This is a genomic window from Arenimonas malthae CC-JY-1, from assembly GCF_000747075.1.
Lineage (GTDB): Bacteria > Pseudomonadota > Gammaproteobacteria > Xanthomonadales > Xanthomonadaceae > Arenimonas > Arenimonas malthae.
Genome location: NZ_AVCH01000193.1, coordinates 38,433 through 59,390 on the forward strand (window position 1 = coordinate 38,433; position 20,958 = coordinate 59,390).

At 71.1% G+C, this 20,958-nt stretch carries 19 protein-coding genes, 1 other RNA gene and 1 pseudogene; 2 read left to right on the plus strand and 19 right to left on the minus strand.

Annotation, left to right across the window (positions count from 1 at the left end; genetic code table 11):
* Nucleotides 1-118 precede the first annotated feature (118 nt).
* Nucleotides 119-1,030, minus strand: coding sequence for a M23 family metallopeptidase (locus N790_RS12755; protein ID WP_043804735.1), 912 nt, complete (start codon nt 1,028-1,030; stop codon nt 119-121).
* Between N790_RS12755 and N790_RS15355 the strand changes: the two genes are divergently transcribed.
* Entirely contained in the window at nt 1,017-1,523 is a 507-nt protein-coding gene (locus N790_RS15355) for a DciA family protein (protein ID WP_084062919.1), read from the plus strand. The genes N790_RS12755 and N790_RS15355 overlap by 14 nt on opposite strands.
* 69 nt (nt 1,524-1,592) lie before the next feature.
* Here the strand turns inward: N790_RS15355 and lpxC are convergent, their stop codons facing one another.
* The 18 genes from lpxC to rsmI all read right to left on the minus strand — a co-directional run bounded on the left by lpxC (nt 1,593) and on the right by rsmI (nt 20,281).
* A complete protein-coding gene (lpxC, locus tag N790_RS12765; protein ID WP_043804737.1) occupies nt 1,593-2,504 on the minus strand; it encodes a UDP-3-O-acyl-N-acetylglucosamine deacetylase in 912 nt (303 codons plus the stop codon).
* A gap of 322 nt (nt 2,505-2,826) precedes the next feature.
* On the minus strand, nt 2,827-4,050 hold the full coding sequence (ftsZ, locus tag N790_RS12770; protein WP_043804739.1) for a cell division protein FtsZ: 1,224 nt from the start codon (nt 4,048-4,050) through the stop codon (nt 2,827-2,829).
* 82 nt (nt 4,051-4,132) lie between these two features.
* Nucleotides 4,133-5,368 carry a cell division protein FtsA gene (gene ftsA / locus N790_RS12775; RefSeq protein ID WP_043804740.1) on the minus strand — a complete coding sequence of 412 codons (1,236 nt, stop codon included), beginning with the start codon at nt 5,366-5,368 and terminating at the stop codon, nt 4,133-4,135.
* Nucleotides 5,365-6,090, minus strand: coding sequence for a cell division protein FtsQ/DivIB (locus N790_RS12780; RefSeq protein WP_043804742.1), 726 nt, complete (start codon nt 6,088-6,090; stop codon nt 5,365-5,367). Before N790_RS12780 ends, ftsA begins: the two co-directional genes overlap by 4 nt.
* Entirely contained in the window at nt 6,087-7,052 is a 966-nt protein-coding gene (locus N790_RS12785) for a D-alanine--D-alanine ligase (RefSeq protein WP_043804744.1), read from the minus strand. Before N790_RS12785 ends, N790_RS12780 begins: the two co-directional genes overlap by 4 nt.
* The gene (gene murC, locus N790_RS12790; protein ID WP_043804745.1) at nt 7,049-8,482 is read right to left on the minus strand and encodes a UDP-N-acetylmuramate--L-alanine ligase; all 1,434 of its coding nucleotides are present in this window, start codon (nt 8,480-8,482) and stop codon (nt 7,049-7,051) included. Before murC ends, N790_RS12785 begins: the two co-directional genes overlap by 4 nt.
* Entirely contained in the window at nt 8,479-9,564 is a 1,086-nt protein-coding gene (gene murG, locus N790_RS12795) for an undecaprenyldiphospho-muramoylpentapeptide beta-N-acetylglucosaminyltransferase (protein ID WP_043804748.1), read from the minus strand. The genes murC and murG overlap by 4 nt, the downstream gene beginning before the upstream one ends.
* Complete coding sequence (ftsW, locus tag N790_RS12800) at nt 9,561-10,871, minus strand: putative lipid II flippase FtsW (protein ID WP_043804749.1); 1,311 nt, start codon at nt 10,869-10,871, stop codon at nt 9,561-9,563. The genes murG and ftsW overlap by 4 nt, the downstream gene beginning before the upstream one ends.
* 1 nt (nt 10,872) lies before the next feature.
* Nucleotides 10,873-11,955, minus strand: a complete 1,083-nt coding sequence (gene mraY, locus N790_RS12805) for a phospho-N-acetylmuramoyl-pentapeptide-transferase (RefSeq protein ID WP_043804751.1) — start codon at nt 11,953-11,955, stop codon at nt 10,873-10,875.
* Complete coding sequence (locus N790_RS12810; RefSeq protein ID WP_043804752.1) at nt 11,945-13,327, minus strand: UDP-N-acetylmuramoyl-tripeptide--D-alanyl-D-alanine ligase; 1,383 nt, start codon at nt 13,325-13,327, stop codon at nt 11,945-11,947. The genes mraY and N790_RS12810 overlap by 11 nt, the downstream gene beginning before the upstream one ends.
* Nucleotides 13,324-14,802 carry a UDP-N-acetylmuramoyl-L-alanyl-D-glutamate--2,6-diaminopimelate ligase gene (locus tag N790_RS12815; protein WP_043804780.1) on the minus strand — a complete coding sequence of 493 codons (1,479 nt, stop codon included), beginning with the start codon at nt 14,800-14,802 and terminating at the stop codon, nt 13,324-13,326. The genes N790_RS12810 and N790_RS12815 overlap by 4 nt, the downstream gene beginning before the upstream one ends.
* Nucleotides 14,799-16,562 (minus strand): peptidoglycan D,D-transpeptidase FtsI family protein, encoded by a 1,764-nt coding sequence (locus tag N790_RS12820; protein WP_043804754.1) that lies wholly within the window; start codon nt 16,560-16,562, stop codon nt 14,799-14,801. The genes N790_RS12815 and N790_RS12820 overlap by 4 nt, the downstream gene beginning before the upstream one ends.
* The gene (gene ftsL, locus N790_RS12825; protein WP_043804755.1) at nt 16,559-16,828 is read right to left on the minus strand and encodes a cell division protein FtsL; all 270 of its coding nucleotides are present in this window, start codon (nt 16,826-16,828) and stop codon (nt 16,559-16,561) included. The genes N790_RS12820 and ftsL overlap by 4 nt, the downstream gene beginning before the upstream one ends.
* Nucleotides 16,825-17,769 (minus strand): 16S rRNA (cytosine(1402)-N(4))-methyltransferase RsmH, encoded by a 945-nt coding sequence (gene rsmH / locus N790_RS12830; RefSeq protein WP_043804757.1) that lies wholly within the window; start codon nt 17,767-17,769, stop codon nt 16,825-16,827. The genes ftsL and rsmH overlap by 4 nt, the downstream gene beginning before the upstream one ends.
* A gap of 14 nt (nt 17,770-17,783) precedes the next feature.
* On the minus strand, nt 17,784-18,227 hold the full coding sequence (gene mraZ / locus N790_RS12835) for a division/cell wall cluster transcriptional repressor MraZ (protein WP_043804759.1): 444 nt from the start codon (nt 18,225-18,227) through the stop codon (nt 17,784-17,786).
* 306 nt (nt 18,228-18,533) lie between these two features.
* Nucleotides 18,534-18,887, minus strand: an RNA gene (gene rnpB / locus N790_RS15360) — RNase P RNA component class A.
* A 39-nt stretch (nt 18,888-18,926) separates the two neighbouring features.
* Nucleotides 18,927-19,451, minus strand: coding sequence for a hypothetical protein (locus N790_RS12840; protein WP_043804762.1), 525 nt, complete (start codon nt 19,449-19,451; stop codon nt 18,927-18,929).
* On the minus strand, nt 19,448-20,281 hold the full coding sequence (gene rsmI, locus N790_RS12845) for a 16S rRNA (cytidine(1402)-2'-O)-methyltransferase (protein WP_043804782.1): 834 nt from the start codon (nt 20,279-20,281) through the stop codon (nt 19,448-19,450). Before rsmI ends, N790_RS12840 begins: the two co-directional genes overlap by 4 nt.
* Nucleotides 20,282-20,342: 61 nt before the next feature.
* On the opposite strand from rsmI, the pseudogene N790_RS12850 reads away from it, so the two are divergent.
* A pseudogene (locus N790_RS12850) lies at nt 20,343-20,958 on the plus strand (penicillin-binding protein activator); the annotation flags it as partial.

Sequence of the window (20,958 nt, forward strand, 5' to 3'; positions counted from 1 at the left end):
GGTTGGTGGCGGGACGCGCAGGGCGCGAAAGCAAAAAAGCCGCGGCTGCCCGGGGGCGTCGCGGCCGTCTAGTCTAACTTGGGGACGGTGGCCGGGGTATCAAGCCCGGCCGGGTGGCTCAGCCGCGGGCCTTGTCCAGGTACTGCCGCGGGTTGACCTGGCGGCCATTGAGCTGGACCTCGAAGTGCAGGTGCGAGCCCGTGGAACGGCCGGTGGAGCCGACCTTGGCGATCTGCTGGCCGGCGCGGACGATGTCGCCCGAACGCACGAGGTTGGCGGAATTGTGCGCGTACAGCGTCTTGTAGCCGTTGCCGTGGTCGATCTCGACGACGTTGCCGTAACCGCTGCGCACGCCGGAGAAGCTGACCACGCCCTCGGCGGCGGCGGTCACCGGGTCGCCGGAATTGGCGTCGATGTCGATGCCCGCGTGGTGGGCGCGGCCGCGGCCGAAGGGATCGTTGCGGCCGCCGTAGCGGGAGGAGATGTAGCCCGGGGCGGGCATGCCGGCCGGGGTGCGCTTGTTCTCGAGCTTCTGGTTGAACAGCATCGACTCGAGCACCGAAAGCTGGCGGCCGGAGTGGGCGAACTGCGCTTCCAGCGCGTCCAGGCTCGACAGCAGGTCGCCGGCGGGCACGTCCTCGGCGGATTCGGCGCCGCCCTGGCCGGGCAGCTCGTTGAAGTTGAATTCGCCGTCCTTGAGCTTGCCGACCTGGGTCAGGCGGTCGCCGAGGGCGTTGAGGCGGTTGGCCTGGGCCTGCAGTTCGCCGACGCGGGCGGCGATGGCGTTGACCTCGAGCTGGGCTTCGTCGCGGGCGGCGGCGAGTTCACGCGCCTGCTGGTCGAATTCCGCCTGGAGCTTGGCGATCTCGGCGCGGGCCGCGCCATCGGCGCCCCGGGCCAGGAAGCCGGCGGTGAAGGCCAGGCCGAGCACCAGGGCGACGGCGCCCAGGGCCGTGGCGGCCACCTTGGGCTGGTCGAACGCCAATTTCTTTGGCGAACGGAGGAAATTTGCTGCGATGATGACATTCATCATGTCTAAGCCACCCAAACCTTTCGTCCGCGGCGCCGCGCCACCGACCACCCTGCCCCCGCGCGCCTTGGAGGCGCTGTCCGGGACCGGGTTGGCCAGCGTGGTCGAACGCGCCCGTTGGCTGGGCGAACTCGACCTCGTGCTGCGCCAGAGTCTCCCCGCCACCTTGGCCGACCAGTGCAGGCTGGCCAACGTGGATGAAAAGAACGTGGTGTTCCTGGTCAGCGCCCCGGTCTGGAAGGCCAAGCTGCGGCTTCATGCCGATGCCCTGCTGGGCGCGGCGGCCGCGGCCGGGCTCAAGGCCAGGACGCTGGTGGTGAAGGTGGTGCCGCCGGAACCCGCCATCCCCGCAGGAACCGGCTCGTCGAAACCACTTTCCGAGGAGGTCCGCGATTCACTGCGGGCCACCGCCCAGTCGGTTTCGGACCCGGGGCTGAAGGCCCAGCTTCTGCGGCTGGCTGCCTCGACCCGGCCAAAGACCGACGGGGCATGATGCCCCGTGGAACGTAGCGTGTCGTTAACCGGGCGTTAAATCCGCGTTAAGGGGCGGATGAAGCGGTGCTCAGACCGCCTGGGCCGGGTGCGCGTAGGAGATCGGCGCCAGGGCCGGGTCCTCGAAAGTCACTTCTTCCCAGGCCGAGGTGTCGGCGAGGAGGGCGCGCAGCAGCTGGTTGTTGAGCGCGTGGCCGGACTTGTAGCCGTAGAAGGCGCCGATCAGGCTGTGGCCCAGCAGGTACAGGTCGCCGATGGCGTCGAGGATCTTGTGCTTGACGAATTCATCCTCGTAGCGGAGGCCGTCGTCGTTGAGCACCCGGTAGTCGTCGAGCACGATGGCGTTGTCCATCGAGCCGCCCAGCGCCAGGTTGCGCTCGCGCAGGAACTCGATGTCCTTCATGAAGCCGAAGGTGCGGGCCCGGCTGACTTCCTTCACGAACGAGGTCGTGGAGAAGTCGATCTCGGTGCTCGAGGTCGCCTTGTTGAAGATCGGGTGCTGGAAGTCGATGGTGAAACCGACCTTGAAGCCCTCGAAGGGCTCGAAGCGGGCCCACTTGTCCCCGTCCTCGACCTTGATCGGCTTCTTGATGCGGATGAAGCGCTTGGCCTTGTTCTGCTCCTCGATGCCCGCCGACTGCAGCAGGAACACGAAGGGGCCGGCCGAGCCGTCCATGATGGGCACTTCGGCCGTGGACAGGTCGACGTAGGCATTGTCGATGCCGAGGCCGGCCATGGCCGAGAGCAGGTGCTCGATGGTCATGACCCGGACATTGCCCTCGACCAGCGCGGTGCAAAGGCTGGTGTCGCCCACGCGCTCGGCCTTGGCGTGGATCTCGACCGGCTGGTCGAAGTCGACGCGGCGGAACACGATGCCGGTGTCGGGCGCAGCCGGGCGCAGGGTCATGTAGACCTTTTCGCCGCTATGCAGGCCGACGCCGGTGGCGCGGATGACGTTCTTGAGGGTTCGCTGTCTGATCATTTTTGTGGCGGTCTCCGGGGCGGGAGCGCGCAAAACCGTCGAGGACGATAACACACCGGCCAACAAACGAAAACCTAACATTCAAACGCTTGTCTCGATTCTGCAACGATATTGGCATTTCCGGCCAGTCGTTGCACACCGGGACCCTCCCCCGCCGGCCCGGAAAAGGGCCCGCCGGCGGACCGGCGGGCCAAGGTTTCCTGACCCCTGGGGACACTGCCCGCGGGCCCGGGGCCCGCGGTTGTTGCCCGGCCGCCCATCCCGGGTGGCCGGTGGTGGCGGCCTGGCGCCTGGTCGGGCGCCGGCGGCCGCCGGGTACGGCTCAGTCGGCCTGGCGGCGCAGGAAGGCCGGGATGTCCAGGTAGCTGTGGTCGTTGCCCAGGCCCGACAGGGCGGTCTCGCTGCCCGACACCGGCTCCGAACCCCGGCCCGCGCGCAGGCCCAGGTGGCCGCCGGCGGTCGGCGCGGCGTTCACGTTGGCCATGGCGCTGTCGTCGTACATGCCGGTGGTGGCATTGCGGACCAGCTTCACCGGCGCCCGGTAGGTTTCCTTCTCCGGGTTCCGGACCGGCTGGCGCACCACGCCGCGGTTCAGGCCGGTGGCCACCACGGTCACGCGCACCTCGTCCTGCATCTCAGGGTCCAGCGAGGTGCCGATGACGACGGTGGCGTCCTCGGAGGCGAAGTCCTCGATGGTGCGGCCGATCTCGTCGAACTCGGCCATGGTGAAGTCCGGGCCGGCGGTGATGTTGACCAGCACGCCGTTGGCGCCCGACAGGTTCACCTCGTCCAGCAGCGGGTTGGAGATGGCGGCCTCGGCGGCGGCCTGGGCGCGGTCGTCGCCGCGGGCGATGCCGGTGCCCATCATGGCCAGGCCCATCTCGGACATGACCGTGCGCACGTCGGCGAAGTCCACGTTGATCAGGCCCGGGCTGACGATCAGGTCGGCAATGCCCTTCACGGCACCCAGCAGCACGTCGTTGGCGGCGCGGAAGGCCTGCACCATGGTGGCCTGGCGGCCAAGCACGGTGATCAGCTTCTCGTTCGGGATGGTGATCAGCGAGTCGCAGTGGTGGCTCAGCTCCTCGATGCCCTTGAGCGCCACCTGCATGCGGCGGCGGCCCTCGAACGGGAACGGCTTGGTGATGACCGCGACGGTCAGGATGCCCATTTCCTTGGCGAGCTGGGCCACGACCGGGGCGGCGCCCGTGCCGGTGCCGCCGCCCATGCCGGCGGTGATGAACACCATGTCGGCGCCCTCGAGGGCCTCGACGATGCGCTCGCGGTCCTCGAGCGCGGCCTGGCGGCCGACCTCGGGGTTGGCGCCGGCGCCCAGGCCCTTGGTGACGTTGCTGCCCAGCTGCAGCTGCAGCTTGGCGCCGCACTGCTTGATGGCCTGCGCGTCGGTGTTGGCGGTGATGAACTCCACGCCCTCCACGCCCGCGTTCACCATGTGCGCCACGGCGTTGCCGCCGCCGCCGCCCACGCCCACCACCTTGATCACCGCATTGGGTGCCAGCTTCTCGATCAGTTCGAAATGTGCCATGTCCTCGTCCTCCGTGATTCGAATCCAGGGATTGCTATTGGTTGTTGTTATTCGGGTGCCTCGGTTGTTGCAGTGACGCGGTTCAGAACTCACCTCGGTACCAGTTCTTGAACTTCGTCCAAATCGTCCCGGCCTTGCCCGCCGACAGGGCCGGGCGGCGCGGGTTCTCAATCTGGCTGCCCCAGAGCAGCAGGCCGACGCCGGTGGCATGCACCGGGTTGCCGACCACTTCGCCCAGGCCGGACACGTGCTGGGGGATACCCACCCGCACCGGCATGTGCAGCATTTCCTCGGCCAGCTCGACCACGCCTTCCATGCGCGAGGCGCCGCCGGTGAGCACCAGGCCGGCGCGCACCAGCTCCTCGAAGCCGGAGCGGCGCAGTTCGGCCTGCACCATCTCGAAGATTTCCTCGTAGCGGTTCTGCACCGCCTCGGCCAGCGCCTGCCGGGCCAGGCGGCGCGGCGGGCGGTCGCCCACGCTCGGCACCTGGATCGATTCCTCGGCGGTGGCCAGCTGGGCCAGGGCGCAGGCGTAGCGCACCTTGATCTGCTCGGCTTCCGGCGTGGGCGTGCGCAGCAGGTGGGCGATGTCGTTGGTGACCTGGTCGCCGGCGATCGGCAGCGAGGCGGAATGGCGGATCGCGCCCTGCACGAACACCGCGATGTCGGTGGTGCCGGCGCCGATGTCCACCAGCACCACGCCCAGCTCCTTCTCGTCGCTGGTGAGCACGGCGGTGCTGGACGCCAGCGAGCTCAGGATCAGGTCGTCCACCTGCAGGCCGCAGCGCTGCACGCACTTCATGACGTTGCTGGCGGCCGACTGCGCGCCGGTGACCAGGTGCGCGCGCACTTCCAGGCGCACGCCGCTCATGCCCACCGGGTTGCGGATGCCTTCCTGGGAGTTGTCGACGATGTACTCCTGCGGGATGGCGTGCAGGATCTTCTGGTCGGCCGGCACCGCGACCGCCTTGGCGGCCTCGAGCACGCGGTCGAGGTCGGCGTAGGTCACCTCGCCGCCCGCCACCGGCACGATGCCGGGCGAGTTGCGGCACTGGGTGTGGCTGCCGGAAATCGAGGCGTAGACCGAACGGATCTCGCAGCCGGCCATCAGCTCGGCTTCCTCCACCGCGCGCTGGATCGACTGCACGGTGGACTCGATGTCCACCACCACGCCGCGCTTCATGCCGCGCGATTCATGCGAACCGATGCCGATCACCTCGATCTCGTGGCCGGGCGAGTATTCGCCCACCAGCGCGGTGACCTTCGAGGTGCCGATGTCGAGGCCGACGATCAGCGACTTGTCGCCCTTGCGATTCATGTGTTTCCTTCCTGCGGGGTGGGCGCGGGAACGTCCTGCCAGACGATCGCGAAGCCATTGGTGTAGCGGAGGTCGGCGCGGACCACGCGGCGGGCCGGGTCGGCGCGCAGCTGCGGCAGCATCCGCGCGAAGCGGGCCAGGCGGGACTGCGGGTCGCCGCGCCCGGCCTCGATCTCGGTGCCGTCGTCGAGCAGCAGCGTCCAGCTGCCGCGGGCGCTCAGGCGCACCACGTCGACCTTCAGGCCCAGCGGCAGGAACAGCGGCCGCGCCAGGCTGTGCAGCGACATCAGCTCGGAGGCGCGGTCTTCCGGGCCTTCGAAGCGCGGCAGGCCGGCGCCGGCGCCTTCCGGCGCGGCGAACAGTTCGCCGTCTTCGGAAAGCATGCGGTCCTCGCCCCAGCGCGCCACCGGGGTGTGTTCGCTCAGGCTCACTTCCAGCCGGTCCGGCCAGCGCTTGCGCACCTCGACCTTTTCGACCCAGGGCAGCGCGGCCACGGCGGCGCGCACCTGGTCGAGGTCCACGGCGAAGAAGCCGTCGCGCACCATCGGCAGCACGGCCTCGCGCACGGCGGCCTCGTCCACCTGGCGGAATTCGCCGGTGACGGCGAGGCGGCGCATCGGCCACCGCTCGCCCGCGATCCAGCCATTGAGCACCGCCACCACGGGCAGGGCCACCAGGCCGATCGCCAGGATCCACGCGGCGATGCGCAGCAGGGCGTTCATGCGCCGGCGCCCTCCTTCGGCAGGCTGGTCTCGAGCACGCGCCAGCACAGTTCCTCGAAGCCGATGCCGACCTGGCCGGCGGCCTTGGGCACCAGCGAGTGGCTGGTCATGCCCGGCGCGGTGTTCACTTCGAGCAGGTAGTTGTTGCCGGCGGCGTCGCGCATCACGTCCACCCGGCCCCAGCCGCTGCAGCCGGCGGCGCGGAACGCGGCCAGCGCCAGCGCGCGGATGCCGGCCTCGGCTTCGCCTTCCAGTCCCGGGCACAGGTACTGGGTGTCTTCGGCCTGGTACTTGGCGTGGTAGTCGTAGTACTCGCCGGCGGGCACGATTCGGATGCTCGGCAGCGCGATGTCGCCCAGGATGCCGACGGTGTATTCGCCGCCCACCACCAGCTGTTCCATCAGCAACTCGCCGGGGTAGGCCGCGGCCAGCGCGACGGCGGCCTCGAGGTCGGCCTCGTTGAAGACGCGGGAGACGCCCACGCTCGAACCTTCGCAAGAGGGCTTCACGATCACCGGCAGGCCGAGCGAGCGGGCCGCGGCGTGGACGTCGTCGCCCTTGGCCAGGCGCACGTAGCGCGGCGTCGGCAGGCCCAGCGACAGCCACACCTGCTTGGTGCGGATCTTGTCCATGCCCAGCGCCGAACCCAGTACGCCCGAGCCGGTGACCGGCACGCCCAGCGCCTCGCACAGGCCCTGCAGCACGCCGTCTTCGCCGCCGCCCTTGTTGCCGTGCAGGATGTTGAAGACGCGGTCGAAGCGCTTGGCCACCAGCGCCTCCACCAGCGCCGGAATGCCGTCGACGGCATGCGCATCGACGCCGCGCGCCTGCAGCGCGGCGAGCACGTTGCGGCCGGAATCGAGCGACACCTCGCGCTCGGCGCTGGTGCCGCCCATCAGCACGGCGACGCGGCCGAAGGCGCGGGCGTCGGTGCAGCGCAGGGCGGGAACGGTCGGCGTCATGCCTGGGTCACTCCTTTGAGTCCATGGGCCGCGAGTTCGGCGGCGACGTGGCCGATGTCGCCCGCGCCCATCACCAGCAGCAGGTCGCCGTCGGCCAGCACGTCGGCCAGCACGCGCGGCAGGTCGCGGGCGCTGCCGGCCAGCACCGGGTCGATGCGGCCGCGGGCGCGGATGGCGCGGGCCAGCGACTTGGCGTCGGCGCCGGCGATGGGGGCCTCGCCCGCCGGGTAGACGTCGGTCAGCAGCACGGCGTCGGCGCTGGAAAGCACGGCGGCGAAGTCATCGAACAGGTCGCGGGTGCGGCTGTAGCGGTGTGGCTGGAAAGCCACCACCAGGCGGCGCTCCGGCCAGCCGCCGCGGGCCGCGGCGAACACGGCCTCGAGTTCGCGCGGGTGGTGGCCGTAGTCGTCCACCAGCAGCGCCTTGCCGCGGCCGAAGTCGAGTTCGCCCTTGAGGTTGAAGCGGCGGCCGATGCCCTGGAACTTCTCCAGCGCCGTGGCGATGGCGGCCGGGGTGACGCCCAGCTGCCAGCCGATGGCGGCGGCGGCCAGCGCGTTGAGCACGTTGTGCGCGCCGGGCAGGTTCAGCGTCACCGCCTGCGGCTGCGCTTCCGGCAGGTGCAGGGTGAAGCGCATGCAGGGGCCGTCCTGGCGCACGTCGGTGGCGCGCACGTCGGCCGGCTCGCGGATGCCGTAGGTGACCAGGTGGCGCGGCGTCTGCGCGGCCAGCGCGGCGACTTCGGGGTCGTCCACGCACAGCACGGCCAGGCCGTAGAACGGCAGCCGGTGCAGGAATTCGTTGAAGGCGGCCTGCACCCGGGCGAAGTCGCCGCCGTAGTTCTCGAGGTGGTCGGCGTCGATGTTGGTGACCACGGCCACCAGCGGGTTCAGGCGCAGGAAGCTGCCGTCGCTCTCGTCGGCTTCGGCCACCAGCCACTGGCCGCCGCCCAGGCGCGCGTTGGCGCCGGCCGACAGCAGCTGGCCGCCGATGACGAAGGTCGGGTCGAGCCCGCCTTCGCTGAGCACGCTGGCCACCAGCGAGGTGGTGGTGGTCTTGCCGTGGGTGCCGGCGATGGCGATGCCGCGCTTGAAGCGCATCAGCTCGGCCAGCATCTCGGCGCGCGGCACCACCGGGATGCGGCGCGCATGGGCGGCCACCAGCTCGGGGTTGTCGGCCTTGATGGCGCTCGAGACCACCACCACGTCGGCGCCTTCCACGTGTTCGGCGGCGTGGCCGCGGTGGATGGTGGCGCCCAGGGCGGCGAGGCGGCGGGTGGCGGCGGAGTCGTTGGCGTCGGAACCGGACACCAGGTAGCCCAGGGTCACCAGCACTTCGGCGATGCCGCTCATGCCGACGCCGCCGATGCCGATGAAGTGCACGCGCGGGAAGGCGCGGGCCAGGTCGCCGGTGTTCTGCAGGCGGCGGATCATGCGCGGGCCTCCTCGAGCACGATGCCGGCGACGCGCGCGGCGGCGTCGGCATGGGAAATGCCGCGGGCGGCGCTGGCCATGGCCAGGCGCGCCGGCGCGTCGGGCAGCAGGCGCGCGGTGGCGGCGGCCATCCGTTCGGCGAAGCCCTCGCCTTCCGGCACCAGCACGGCGGCGCCGGCGTCGACCAGGTATTCGGCGTTGCGGGTCTGGTGGTCGTCCACCGCGGCCGGGAACGGCACCAGCACCGAACCGACGCCGGCGGCGCAGATCTCGGCCAGGGTCAGCGCGCCGGCGCGGCAGACCACCAGGTCGGCCCAGGCATAGGCGGCGGCCATGTCGGCGATGAAGGGTTCGACGCTGGCGGCGACGCCGGCGTCGGCGTAGACCTTGCGGGTGGCCTCGGCGTGGCGCTCGCCGCACTGGTGGCGGACTTCCGGGCGCAACGCGGCGGGCACGCCCGCCAGCACCTGCGGCAGCACCTTGTTGAGCGCATGCGCGCCCTGGCTGCCGCCCAGCACCAGCAGGCGCGGCGGGCCGGCGCGCCCGGCGAGGCGCGTGGCCGGCGGCGGCACGGCGGCGATCTCAGGACGAACCGGATTGCCCACCACTTCCGCGCGGTCCGCCGGGAACGCACCGGGGAAACCGCACAGCACGCGGCGCGCAAGGCGCGACAGCACGCGGTTGGTCAGGCCGGGCGCGCGGTTCTGTTCGTGCACCAGCAGCGGGCGGCGCAGCAGCCAGGCGCACAGGCCACCGGGGCCCGCCGCGTAACCGCCGAAGCTCAGCACCGCGCGCGGGCGCAGCCGGCGCACGATCGCCAGCGCCTGGCCGATCGAACGCAGCAGCAGGAACGGCGCCTTCAGCAGGGTCAGAGCGCCCTTGCCGCGCAGGCCCGAGACGGAGATGGTTTCGATGGTGATGCCGGCGGGCGGCACCAGCCGCGTTTCCATGCCGCCGGCCGAACCCAGCCACACCACCGGCACCGCGCGTTCGCGCAGCGCCGCGGCCACGGCCAGGCCGGGGAAGATGTGGCCGCCGGTGCCGCCGGCCAGGATAAGCACGGGGGCGTTCGCGGCCGTCATGCCACCGCCCCGATCTTGGGTTCGATGCGCGGGCGCGAGCCGCGCGGACCCGCGGCCACCGGCGCCACCGCGGCCGGCGACTGCGGCGACAGCGTTTCGTCGCGCACGTCGGTTTCGGCCGGCAGCGCACCGGCGCCGCGCAGGCGCGCCACCTGGCGCTCGGCGCGGTCGAGCTCGTAGCTCACGCGCAGCAGCAGGCCGATGGCCACGCAGGTGCCCAGCACGCTCGAGCCGCCGGAAGACACCAGCGGCAGGGTCAGGCCCTTGGTCGGCAGCAGCCCCAGGTTCACGCCGATCGAGACGAAGGACTGCAGGCTGATCCACAGGCCCACGCCGAAGGCGCAGAAGCCGGCGAAGTAGCGGCGCATCTCCACCGCGCGCAGGCCCAGGCGGAAGGTGCGCCAGGAGAAGATCGCGAACACCGCGATGATGCCCACCGAACCCACGAAGCCCAGCTCCTCGGCCGTGACCGAGAAGATGAAGTCGGTGTGCGCCTCGGGCAGGTAGAACAGCTTCTGCACGCTGCCGCCCAAGCCCACGCCGAACCACTCGCCGCGGCCGATGGCGATCAGCGCCTGGGTCAGCTGGAAGCCGTCGTCGAAGGGGTCGGCCCAGGGGTTGAGGAAGGACTTCAGGCGCGCCACGCGGTAGGGCGCGGCCACCGCGATGGCGGCCAGCGCCGGCAGCGCCAGCGCGGCGATCGCCAGCAGGTGCTGGATGCGCGCGCCGCCCAGCCAAACCATGCCGCCGGTGATGGCCAGGATCAGGGCGGCCGAGCCGAAGTCCGGCTGCACCAGCAGGAAGGCCACGATCAGGCCGGCGATGCCCAGCGGCTTGAGCAGGGTGGACCACTTCTGGCCGATCTCGTCGCGGTAGCGCACGACGTAGCTGGCCATCCAGATGATCAGCAGCACCTTCACCGCCTCGACCGCCTGGAACTTCGACACGCCCAGGTTGATCCAGCGCTGGGCGCCGTTGACGCTGTGGCCGATGCCCGGCAGGAACACCGCCAGCAGCAGCAGGAAGCAGCCCAGCAGCAGCACGTGGTTGTACTTCTCGATGAGCTTGAGCTCGGTGCGCATCACCGCGTACGCCAGGCCCATGCCCAGCCCCAGGAACAGCACGTGGCGGGTAACGAAGTAGAACGGCCCGACCTCCAGGCCCTCGGCGATCGCGATCGAGCTCGAAGCCACCATCACCACGCCGAAGGCCGCCAGCAGCAGCGACAGGCCCAGCAGCACCGGGTCGTAGCGGCCGCCGATGGCGTCGAGCTTGGTGGCCTGGGTGCGGTCGTCGGTGAAGGCCATGTCAGCGCACCTTCAACGTGGCAAGGCCAACCAGCACGAGCATCACCGAGATGATCCAGAAGCGTACGATCACGCGCGGCTCCGGCCAGCCCTTGAGCTCGAAGTGGTGGTGGATGGGCGCCATGCGGAACACGCGCTTGCCGGTGAGCTTGAAGCTAGCGACCTGGATCATCACCGACAGGGTTTCGATCACGAAGATGCCGCCCATCAGCACCAGGATGGCTTCCTGGCGCACGATCACCGCGATGGTGCCCAGCACGGCGCCCAGCGCCAGCGCGCCGATGTCGCCCATGAACACCATGGCCGGGTAGGTGTTGAACCACAGGAAGCCCAGGCCGGCGCCGGCGATGGCCGCGCAGAAGATGGTGATCTCGCCCGCGCCCGGGATGGCCGGGATCTGCAGGTACTGCGAGAACACCGCGTTGCCCGAGGCGTAGGCGAAGATGCCCAGCGCCGCCGCCACCAGCACCGTCGGCATGATCGCCAGGCCGTCGAGGCCGTCGGTCAGGTTCACCGCGTTCGAGAAGCCGACGATCCAGAAGTAGGCGATCACCACGAACATCGCGCCCAGCGGGATCGCGAAGTCCTTGAGCAGCGGCAGGAACAGCGTGGTGTTGTTGGCGTGGTCGGCGGTGAAATAGAGCACCAGCGCCGCCGCCAGGCCGAACAGCGACTGCAGCGCGTACTTGTGCCGCGACTTCAGGCCGTTCGGGTCGCGGCGCACGATCTTGATCCAGTCGTCGAGCCAGCCGATGGCGCCGAAGGCCACCATCACCGCCAGCAGCACCCAGACGTAGCGGTTGCGCAGATCGGCCCAGAGCAGGGTCGAAAGCGTGATGGTGAGCAGGATCAGCGCGCCGCCCATGGTCGGCGTGCCGGCCTTGGAGAAATGCGACTGCGGGCCGTCGGTGCGGATCGGCTGGCCGCCCTTGAGCCTGGCCAGCCGCGCGATCACCCGCGGGCCGAGCCACAGCGACAGCAGCAGCGCGGTCAGCGCGCCCAGGATGGCCCGGAAGGTGATGTAGCCGAACAGCGGCGGCATCCATCCCATTTCATTGAGCCAGCGGGCCAGTTCAAGCAGCATCGGTGGCGCCTCCTTGCCGGTCGGCGGCCAGCAGCGCGGCCACCACCTTGTCCATCGCGCTCGAGCGCGAACCCTTCACCAGGCAGCGCAGCCCGGCCGGGGCGGCGCGCAGCGCCGGCCCCAGCGCGGCCAGCAGGCCCGCCTGGTCCTTAAAATGCATGGCGCCGTCGCCGAAGGCGCGGCTGGCGGCGGCGCTGAGTTCGCCCACCGTCCACAGGCGCTTGAGCCCGGCGCGGCGCGCGCGCTCGCCGACTTCGGCGTGCAGCACGCCGGCGCCCTCGCCCAGCTCCATCATGTCGCCCAGCACCAGCCAGGCGTCGCCGCCCGCTTCGGCCAGCGCGGCGATCGCCGCCGCCACCGAACCCGGATTGGCGTTGTAGCTGTCGTCCACCAGCACCACGCCGTTCGAAAGGGTGTGCGGCACCTGCCGGCCCGGCACCGCCGGCGCCGACTGCAGGCCTTCCACCACGTGCTGCAGCGTCGCGCCGGCGCCCAGCGCCAGGCCGGCGGCGGCCAGCGCGTTCATCACGCTGTGGCGGCCCGGCAGCGGCAGCACCACGTCGGCGTCGCCGGCCGGCGTGTGCAGGCGGAAGGCCGAGGACTCTGGCGAGAGCTTTATGGCGCTGGCGCGCAGCTCGGCGTCGTTCTCCAGGCCGAAGCGCAGCACGCGACGGTTGCCGATGCGCTGCAGGAACCAGGGCGCGAACGCGTCGTCGGCGTTGACCACCGCCACGCCGTCGTCGGGCAGCGCCTCGTAGATGGCGCCCTTGGTCTCGGCGATGCCCAGCAGGCTGCCCATGCGCTCGATGTGCGCCGGCATGATGTTGTTCACCAGCGCCACCTGCGGCGGCGCGATGGACGCGAGGTAGGCGATGTCGCCCGGCTGGCCGGCGCCCATCTCGTAGATGGCGAAACGCGCGTCTTCCGGCGCGTCCAGCACGGCCAGCGGCAGGCCGATCTCGTTGTTGCGGTTGCCGGGGTTGGCATAGGCCAGGCCGGCGCGGGAAAGGATGGACAGCACCAGGGTCTTGACCGAGGTCTTGCCGTTGCTGCCGGTGAGCGCCACCACCACGGCCGGGCGACCCTGCTGCACGCCGGCGGCGAGTTCGCCCAGCGCATCCTGGGTGTCGGCGCACAGCACCTGCGGCAGCGGCGAATCCACTTCGCGGTGCACCAGCAGGGCGGCGGCGCCGTTGGCCAGCGCCTGGTCGGCGTGCGCGTGGCCGTCGTGGCGTTCGCCGCGCAGGGCCACGAACAGGCTGCCCGGGGCCAGCGTGCGGGTATCGGTGCTGACCGAGCGGATCTCGACGTCGGCGCCGAGGTGCCGGCCTTCGACCCAGCGCGCCACCTGCGAGAGCATCAGCGGCCTCACGGTGCACGCTCCAGCAGGGCGCGCGCCACCTGCAGGTCGTCGAACGGGTGCTTCACGCCAGCCACTTCCTGGTAGGGCTCGTGGCCCTTGCCGGCCACCAGCACCACGTCGCCGGGGCCGGCGCCGGCCAGCGCCTCGGCGATGGCCCTGGCGCGGTCGCGCTGCACGGTCACGGCCTCGCGGCGGCTGAAGCCGGCCAGGATGCCGGCGACGATGGCATCGCCATCCTCGCCGCGCGGGTTGTCGTCGGTGACCACCACGCGGTCGGCGCCGGCCTGGGCGATGGCGGCCATCAGCGGACGCTTGCCCGCGTCGCGCTCGCCGCCGCAGCCGAACACGCAGGTCAGGCGGCCCGGGGTGTGTTCGCGCAGCCCGGCCAGGGCCTGCTGCAGCGCGTCCGGGGTGTGCGCGTAATCCACCACCACCAGCGGCTTGCCGTTTTCGCCGCCGACGCGGCTCATGCGGCCGCCCACCGGCGACAGGCGCGGCAGCATCGCGGCCACGTCGGCCAGCGGCCAGTCCAGCGCGCGCAGCGTGCCGGCCACGGCCAGCAGGTTGTCGACGTTGAAGCGGCCGAGCAGCGGCGAGGCCACCGCGTGGCGGGCGCCGTCCTCGGCCAGCATGAAGCGCAGGCCTTCCGGCGCCAGCACCACGTCCTCGGCGCGCAGGCTGGCACCGGCGGCACCGCGCGCGCTCACGCCGATGCGGCGCACGCCGCGCGCGGATTCCAGGCCCAGGCGGGCGCCGAACGGGTCGTCCAGGTTCACCACCATGGCCTGCAGCGTCGGCCAGTCGAACAGCCTGGCCTTGGCGGCGCCGTAGGCTTCCATGGTGCCGTGGAAGTCGAGGTGGTCGCGGGTGAGGTTGGTGAACACCGCCACCTGGAAAGCCACGGCATCCACGCGGCCTTGCTCGAGCGCGTGCGAGGACACTTCCATGGCCACGTGCGTCGCGCCCTGGTCACGCATTTCCGCCAGCAGGCGGTGCACGGCGATCACGTCGGGCGTGGTGCGCTCGCCCGGCACGACGCGGCCGTGCAGGCCGGCGCCGAGCGTGCCGATGCTGCCGGCGGTGGCGCCGGCCAGGCTCAGCGCCTGCGCCAGCAGCTGCACGGTGGAGGTCTTGCCGTTGGTGCCGGTGACGCCGACCACGTGCAGCGCGCGCGACGGCGCGTCGTAGAAACGGTCCGCCAGTTCGCCCTGGTGGCCGCGCAGGCCCGCCACTTCGACCGCATTGGCGGGCAGCGCCTGGCCTTCCGGCGCCGGCGCTTCGAACAGGATGACGCTGGCGCCGGCCGCTTCGGCCTGCGCGGCGTGGCGCAGGCCGTGCGTGCTGGCGCCCGCGAGCGCGAAGAAGGCGTCGCCGGCGCGCAGCGCGCGGCTGTCGGCGGAGAGGCCGGTGACCACCGGGTCGAAACCCGGCGGCGGCGCGGCGATGCCACGCAGCAGCGCGTGCAGGGGCATGGCGCGGGTCATGGCGCAGCCCCGGCGGGGACCGCGGCGGGCGGGGCCGGCGCCACCGCCACCGGCGCCGCCGGCTTGGCCTTGGCCTGCGCGGCGAACCACTGTTCGATGTTGTCCGGCGGCACGTCCATCAGGCGCAGCGCGCCGTCCATGACCCGGTGGAACACCGGCGCCGACACCGCGCCGCCGCCGTATTCCAGGCCCTGAGGCTCGTGGATGACCACGGCCATGGCGAAACGCGGCTGGCTGGCCGGCACCAGGCCCACGAACACCGCGGCGTAGCGCTTGGCGGCATAACCGCCACCCGCGGCCTTGCGCGAGGTACCGGTCTTGCCTGCCACGCGGTAACCCAGCACGGCCGCGCGGCGCGCGGTGCCTTCCGGGCCGACCACGGTTTCGAGCATGCCCATCAGCTGCTTCGCGATGGCCGGGTCGATGATCTGCGTACCCTCGCCGGCCCCGCCCTTGACGAAGGTGGGCTCCATCACCCGGCCGCCGTTGCCGACCGCGGCGTAGGCGCGCGCCAGCTGCAGCGGCGTAACGGACAGGCCGTAGCCGTAGGAAATGGTGGCCTTCTCGGTCGGGCCCCAGCGGTTCGGCGCCGGCAGCACGCCCGCGAGTTCGCCGGGGAAGCCGCTGCCGCTGCGCTGGCCCAGGCCGAAGCGCGTGTACATGTCGTACTGGTGCTCGGCGGTGAGCTCGTTGGAGACCTTGATGGCGCCGACGTTCGAGCTCTTGGTCAGGATGCCGGTGACGGTGAGCGTGCCGTAGTTGCGGAAGTCGCGGACCTGGTAGCCGCCCGGCAGGCCGATGTAGCCCGGCGCCGTCTCGATCGGCGACTCGGGGGTGAACTTGCCCGCTTCCAGCGCCGCGGCGATGGTGAGCGTCTTCATCACCGAACCCGGCTCGACCACGTCGGTCACCGCGCGGTTGCGGCGCGACTCGGCGTCGGCGCCCACGCGCGAGTTCGGGTTGTAGGACGGCAGGTTCACCATGGCCAGCACTTCGCCGGTGGGCACGTCCAGCACCACCACCGAACCGCTGGTGGCGCCGGTTTCCACCAGCGCGGCCTTGAGTTCGCGGTAGGCCAGGTACTGGATGCGACGGTCGATGGACAGCGCCAGGTCCTTGCCCGGCTCGGCGGCTTCGACCAGGTCCACGTTTTCGACGACGCGGCCGCGGCGGTCGCGGATGACGCGCTGCTTGCCTTCCTTGCCGGTCAGCCAGTCGTTGAAGGCCAGCTCCAGGCCTTCCTGGCCGATGTCGTCGATGTTGGTGAAGCCCAGCACGTGCGCCATCACTTCGCCGTGCGGGTAAAAGCGGCGGAACTCGCGCTGCGCGTACACGCCGGGGATGCCCAACTCGGTGATGCCCGCGGCGATGTCCGGGTTCAGGTGGCGCTTGAGGTAGACGAACTCCTTGTCGGCGCGCTCGGACACGCGGCGGGTGAGCAGGTCGAGCGGGATGTTGAGCGCCGAGGCCAGGGCCGGCAGGCGGTCCGGGTGCTGCAGCAGCTCCTTCGGGTTCGCCCAGATCGACTCCACCGGCGACGACACCGCCAGCGGCTCGCCGTTGCGGTCGGTGATCATGCCGCGCGAGGTGGCGATGGGGATCTCGCGCAGGAAACGCGCGTCGCCCTGCTGCTGGTAGAACTCCTCGCTGATCACCTGCAGGTGCGCGGCGCGCGCCACCAGCACGATGAAGCAGGCGCCCAGGATGCCGCCGACCACCAGCAGGCGGTTGCGCGGGCTGTAGTTGCTGCGCGCGCTCATGGCTGCAGCACCACGATGTCTTCGTCGGTCGGGAACTTCATCCCGATGCGCGCGCCGGCCACCTGCTCGATGCGGTTGGCCTCCGACCAGGTGGCCTGCTCGAGCTGCAGCCGGCCGAATTCGATGTTGAGCTCGTCGCGCTCGTTCTCCAGCGTGCTCAGCGCGATGTAGGCCTGGCGGTGCAGGTGCCGCGACCAGACCACGCCGATGGCGCTGGCGATGACGGCCGCCGAGAGCACCATCAGCAGGAAGTGGCGCAGGCTCATGCCGCGCCTCCCGCCGGCAGCTTCTCGGCCACGCGCAGCACGGCGCTGCGGGCGCGCGGGTTGCGGGCGGTTTCCTCGGGCGTGGCGCGCTGGGCGCCGCCGAGGTCGCGCAGGTCGGGCGTGAACGCCACTTCCACCGGCATGCGGCGGTTGCCCGGGGGCGCCTTGGCGTGGCGGGCGATGAATTGCTTGACGATGCGGTCTTCCAGCGAATGGAAGCTGATCACCGCCAGCCGGCCGCCCGGCTTCAGCCGCGCCAGCGCGGCGTCGAGCCCGCGCTCGAGGTCCTCGAGTTCGCGGTTGATGAAGATGCGGATCGCCTGGAAGCTGCGGGTGGCCGGGTGGATCTTGCTGTCGCCGCGGCCGACCACCGAGGCGATCAGCTCGGCCAGCTGGGCGGTGCGCAGCAGCGGCGTTTCGTCGCGGCGCGCGACGATGGTGCGGGCGATCTTGCGGCTGAGCTTTTCCTCGCCGTAGGTCCACAGCACGTCGGCGATCTCGCGCTCGTCGGCGCGGGCCAGCCAGTTGGCGGCGCTCTCGCCCGACTCCGGGTCCATGCGCATGTCCAGCGGGCCGTCCTTGCCGAAGCTGAAGCCGCGCTCGGCGACGTCAAGCTGGGGCGAGGAAACGCCCAGGTCGAACAGCACGCCATCGAGGCCCGGCGCGGTTTCTTCCCAGCTGGCGAGGTCGGCGAAGGAGCCACGGTAGACGGCGACGCGCCCGTCCGCGCCGAAAAGCGCGTGGGCGGTGGCGATCGCTTCCGGGTCCTTGTCCATCACCAACAGCCGTCCATCCGGCCCCAGCCGGTCGAGCACCCCGCGCGCATGCCCGCCGCGTCCGAAGGTGCCATCGAGGTACCTGCCATTCCCCAGCACGCGCAGGCCGTCCAGCACCTGGGCGTACATCACCGGGAGATGGCTGGGCTGCGACTGTTCCCGCATCCCGGCCACGCCCGTCACAGCCTGAGGTCGAGCATGTCCTCGCTGATCTCGTCTTCCCCGATGGTCTGACGGATCTGCGCGAGGTGCGCCTGCTCGCTCCACAATTCGAACTTGCCGCCCATGCCGAGCAGCACGGCTTTCTTCTCGAGGCCCGCGGCGTGGCGGTGGCTGGCCGGCAGCGTCACACGGCCGTTGCCGTCGGGCTCGACGATCGTGGCGGAGCCCACCAGCTTCAGCTGCAGGTTGCGCACGACCTTCTTGACGTTGGGCATGGCCATCACCTGGTCGCGCACGGTTTCCCACGCCGCTTCCGGGTACAGCCACAGGCAGCCGGTTTCGTACGGGTTGTAGGTGACGACCAGGCGGTTCCCGGCGCGCGCGACGACGTCGCGGACGGCGGTTGGGATCGCCAGCCGGCCCTTGTCGTCGATCGTGATCGCGGTTTCGCCCTGGAACATCGCTTCGGATCAGCCCTTATCCACCCAAACCCACGAAAAACCCGGATTTCCCTCTGATGTCCACGTTAGTCCTGCCCCTATGGGGTGTCAAGGACAAAATCAGGGGAAATTCGCTAGGTGGATCAAGACCTTGCGCGATACTTGAGAGTCTTGTTTAAGAACCATTCGGCAAGGCTTGTTTCACATGGATTTGATCCGGAAGCGTGAAACAGATCCCAAAGCCCCGGGGCGCTGGCCGGCCGGCAAGCGGCAAGGCCCGGCCGGGCCCCGGCGAGGGGCCGACTGCGCAAGACGGGACGGAGGAAGTGGCGGAGCCGGCCGCTAAGCCGGGTTCTGTCGTGGACAGTCATTCCTCTGGGACCTGCGTCGCCGCAGGCCTCAAGCAGCCAACCCGGGTGCGGCACGAGCCATGCCATAGCACCCCTATTTGGCCTTGCTCCGGGTGGGGTTTGCCGTGCCCCGGGGCGTTGTCCCCCCGGGCGGTGGGCTCTTACCCCACCGTTTCGCCCTTACCACGCACCCTTGCGGGCCGTTCGGCGGTTTGTTTTCTGTTGCACTTTCCGTCGGCTCACGCCGCCCAGGCGTTACCTGGCACCCTGCTCTGTGGAGCCCGGACTTTCCTCGGCGCATTGCTGCGACGCGACTGTCTTGGCCGGCTCCGCCGCCGGGGATTGTCTCACAGCCGGGCCATGGGGCCGTTCAGCGTCCGGACGTGCCTGAAAACCGGCCCCGGCGCTCGCTGCGGCTGAAATCGAAGACGAAGGCCATTCGCAGCGGCACTTTCTTCTCCACCACGCCTTCGCCGGCGCAGTCGTCGTTCTTCTCCACGCCGGGTGGAAAGGTGCAGACGGCGGCCGCGGTGAACTCCCAGCGACGCACCGCCTGTTCCACCGCGCGCTCGAACGGCGCCAGCGCCGGCAGCGCCTCCGGCGGGCACTGCGGGCCACCGCGCAGCGGCGCCGTCCACGCGACCGCGCCGTTTTCGTCCACCACCAGCTCCGCGCACACGGTGGCCTGTTCGGGGCCGTCGGCAAGCAGTTCGGCGGGATAATCCGGCAACACGTCCGGATTGAGGTGCGAGGCCATCAGGAACAGTTCCTGCGTCTGCATCTTCATCTGCGGCGCCAGCGGCGGCAGGATCATTTCCGCGCCGACGCGCGCGCTTTGGCTGCCGGCGCAAGCCGACAGCAGCAACACGCCCAGGATCGCGAGGCCCTTCTTCATTCACCACCTCCGTAAAGCGCCTTGCGCGGCGCGCCGCTGATGTCGGCCGCGAGTTTCGCGGCCAGCGAAGGCTTCAGGTGTTCGGCCAGCTTGGCGTACAGGCGCTGGCCTTCGAGCAGCTTCGCCTCGCCGTCGTCCTCGCAGCCGCGCACGATGAGCACGAACTCGCCCTTGCGCTGGTTTTCGTCGGCGGCCACCTGTTCCGCGATGCCGCCCAGGGTGTCGCCCAGCACCGTTTCGAACAGCTTGGTGAGCTCGCGCGCCAGCACCGCCTCGCGGTCGGGTCCGAACATCGCCACCAGGTCGGCCAGGCTTTCCTCGATGCGGTGTGAGCTTTCGTAGAACACCAGCGTGCGAGGTTCACGCGACAGCGCCGCCAGGCGCTCGCGCCGGGCCGAGGATTTCGCCGGCAGGAAACCTTCGAAGCAGAATCGGTCGCTGGGGATGCCGGCCACCGACAGCGCCGCGATGGCGGCGCAGGCGCCGGGCACCGGCACCACCTTCAGGCCCGCGGCGCGCACCTCGCGCACCAGGCGGTAGCCGGGGTCGCTGACCAAGGGCGTGCCCGCGTCGGACACCAGCGCCAGGCGGTCGCCGGCCTTCAGGCGCTCCACCAGTTTCCAGGCCATCTCGGCCTCGTTGTGTTCGTGCAGCGCCAGCAGCGGCCGCTCGATGCCGAGCGCGCCCAGCAGCTGGCGCGTGTGCCGGGTGTCTTCGGCGCAGATCGCGTCCACGGCGCCCAGCACCTCGCGCGCGCGGGTCGTCAGGTCGCCCAGGTTGCCGATCGGCGTCGCCACCACGTAAAGCGCCCCTGCCTGTGTCGTCGCCATGACCGCGCCCTCCTTGTGCACCGGGTATCATCTTACGCGGCATCCCACCCGGACCCCGACCATGCTGCGAACCGCCCCCCTGCTGCTCGCCCTCGCCCTGACCGCCGGCTGCGCCAGCGTGTCGGTGCAAAGCGAGCCCAGCGCGCCCCAGCGCTCCGCCGAACAACTGGCCGAAGCCGGCCAGCACGCGGAAGCCGCGCAGGCCTGGGCGCAGGTGGCCGAAGCCGGCCGCGGCAGCGCGCGCGACCGCGCCTGGCTGCAGGCCGCCGAACAGGCCCGCCTGGCCGGCGAACCCGAGCAGATGCGCACGGCCTGGTCGCAGTCCAACCGCCGCCGGCTCGAAGGCAACGACACCTGGCGCCACGACCTGATCGGTGCGCAGCTGCAGGTGGAAGCGGGCCGCGCCGAACAGGCCCTGGCCCTGCTCTCCCGGCCGGCCGACTCGGTGCCGGCCGCGCTGCGCGAACGCTGGCATGCGCTGCGCGCCGCCGCGCTGCAGGCCGCGGGCCGCGGTTTCGAAGCCGCGGGCGAACTGGCCTTCCTCGACGCCCGCCTCGGCCGCACCGAGCGCGTGGACAACGCCCGCCGCATCGAACGCCTGCTGGCCGCCGAATCCGACGCCAGCCTGGCCGCCAACAGCGCCGCGCTGCCCGTGGGCCATCCGCTCTACGCGTTCG

Bases quoted from the DNA above. Each gene is read 5' to 3' on its own strand.
- rsmH (WP_043804757.1), bottom strand. From the start codon at position 17,769: ATGCGGGAACAGTCGCAGCCCAGCCATCTCCCGGTGATGTACGCCCAG.
- N790_RS12815 (WP_043804780.1), bottom strand. From the start codon at position 14,802: ATGACCCGCGCCATGCCCCTGCACGCGCTGCTGCGTGGCATCGCCGCG.
- mraY (WP_043804751.1), bottom strand. From the start codon at position 11,955: ATGCTGCTTGAACTGGCCCGCTGGCTCAATGAAATGGGATGGATGCCG.
- murC (WP_043804745.1), bottom strand. From the start codon at position 8,482: ATGATCCGCCGCCTGCAGAACACCGGCGACCTGGCCCGCGCCTTCCCG.
- ftsZ (WP_043804739.1), bottom strand. From the start codon at position 4,050: ATGGCACATTTCGAACTGATCGAGAAGCTGGCACCCAATGCGGTGATC.
- ftsW (WP_043804749.1), bottom strand. From the start codon at position 10,871: ATGGCCTTCACCGACGACCGCACCCAGGCCACCAAGCTCGACGCCATC.
- N790_RS12780 (WP_043804742.1), bottom strand. From the start codon at position 6,090: ATGAACGCCCTGCTGCGCATCGCCGCGTGGATCCTGGCGATCGGCCTG.
- N790_RS12785 (WP_043804744.1), bottom strand. From the start codon at position 7,052: ATGACGCCGACCGTTCCCGCCCTGCGCTGCACCGACGCCCGCGCCTTC.
- mraZ (WP_043804759.1), bottom strand. From the start codon at position 18,227: ATGTTCCAGGGCGAAACCGCGATCACGATCGACGACAAGGGCCGGCTG.
- murG (WP_043804748.1), bottom strand. From the start codon at position 9,564: ATGACGGCCGCGAACGCCCCCGTGCTTATCCTGGCCGGCGGCACCGGC.
- N790_RS15355 (WP_084062919.1), top strand. From the start codon at position 1,017: ATGATGACATTCATCATGTCTAAGCCACCCAAACCTTTCGTCCGCGGC.
- ftsL (WP_043804755.1), bottom strand. From the start codon at position 16,828: ATGAGCCTGCGCCACTTCCTGCTGATGGTGCTCTCGGCGGCCGTCATC.
- N790_RS12820 (WP_043804754.1), bottom strand. From the start codon at position 16,562: ATGAGCGCGCGCAGCAACTACAGCCCGCGCAACCGCCTGCTGGTGGTC.
- rsmI (WP_043804782.1), bottom strand. From the start codon at position 20,281: ATGGCGACGACACAGGCAGGGGCGCTTTACGTGGTGGCGACGCCGATC.
- N790_RS12755 (WP_043804735.1), bottom strand. From the start codon at position 1,030: ATGAATGTCATCATCGCAGCAAATTTCCTCCGTTCGCCAAAGAAATTG.
- ftsA (WP_043804740.1), bottom strand. From the start codon at position 5,368: ATGAATCGCAAGGGCGACAAGTCGCTGATCGTCGGCCTCGACATCGGC.
- lpxC (WP_043804737.1), bottom strand. From the start codon at position 2,504: ATGATCAGACAGCGAACCCTCAAGAACGTCATCCGCGCCACCGGCGTC.
- N790_RS12840 (WP_043804762.1), bottom strand. From the start codon at position 19,451: ATGAAGAAGGGCCTCGCGATCCTGGGCGTGTTGCTGCTGTCGGCTTGC.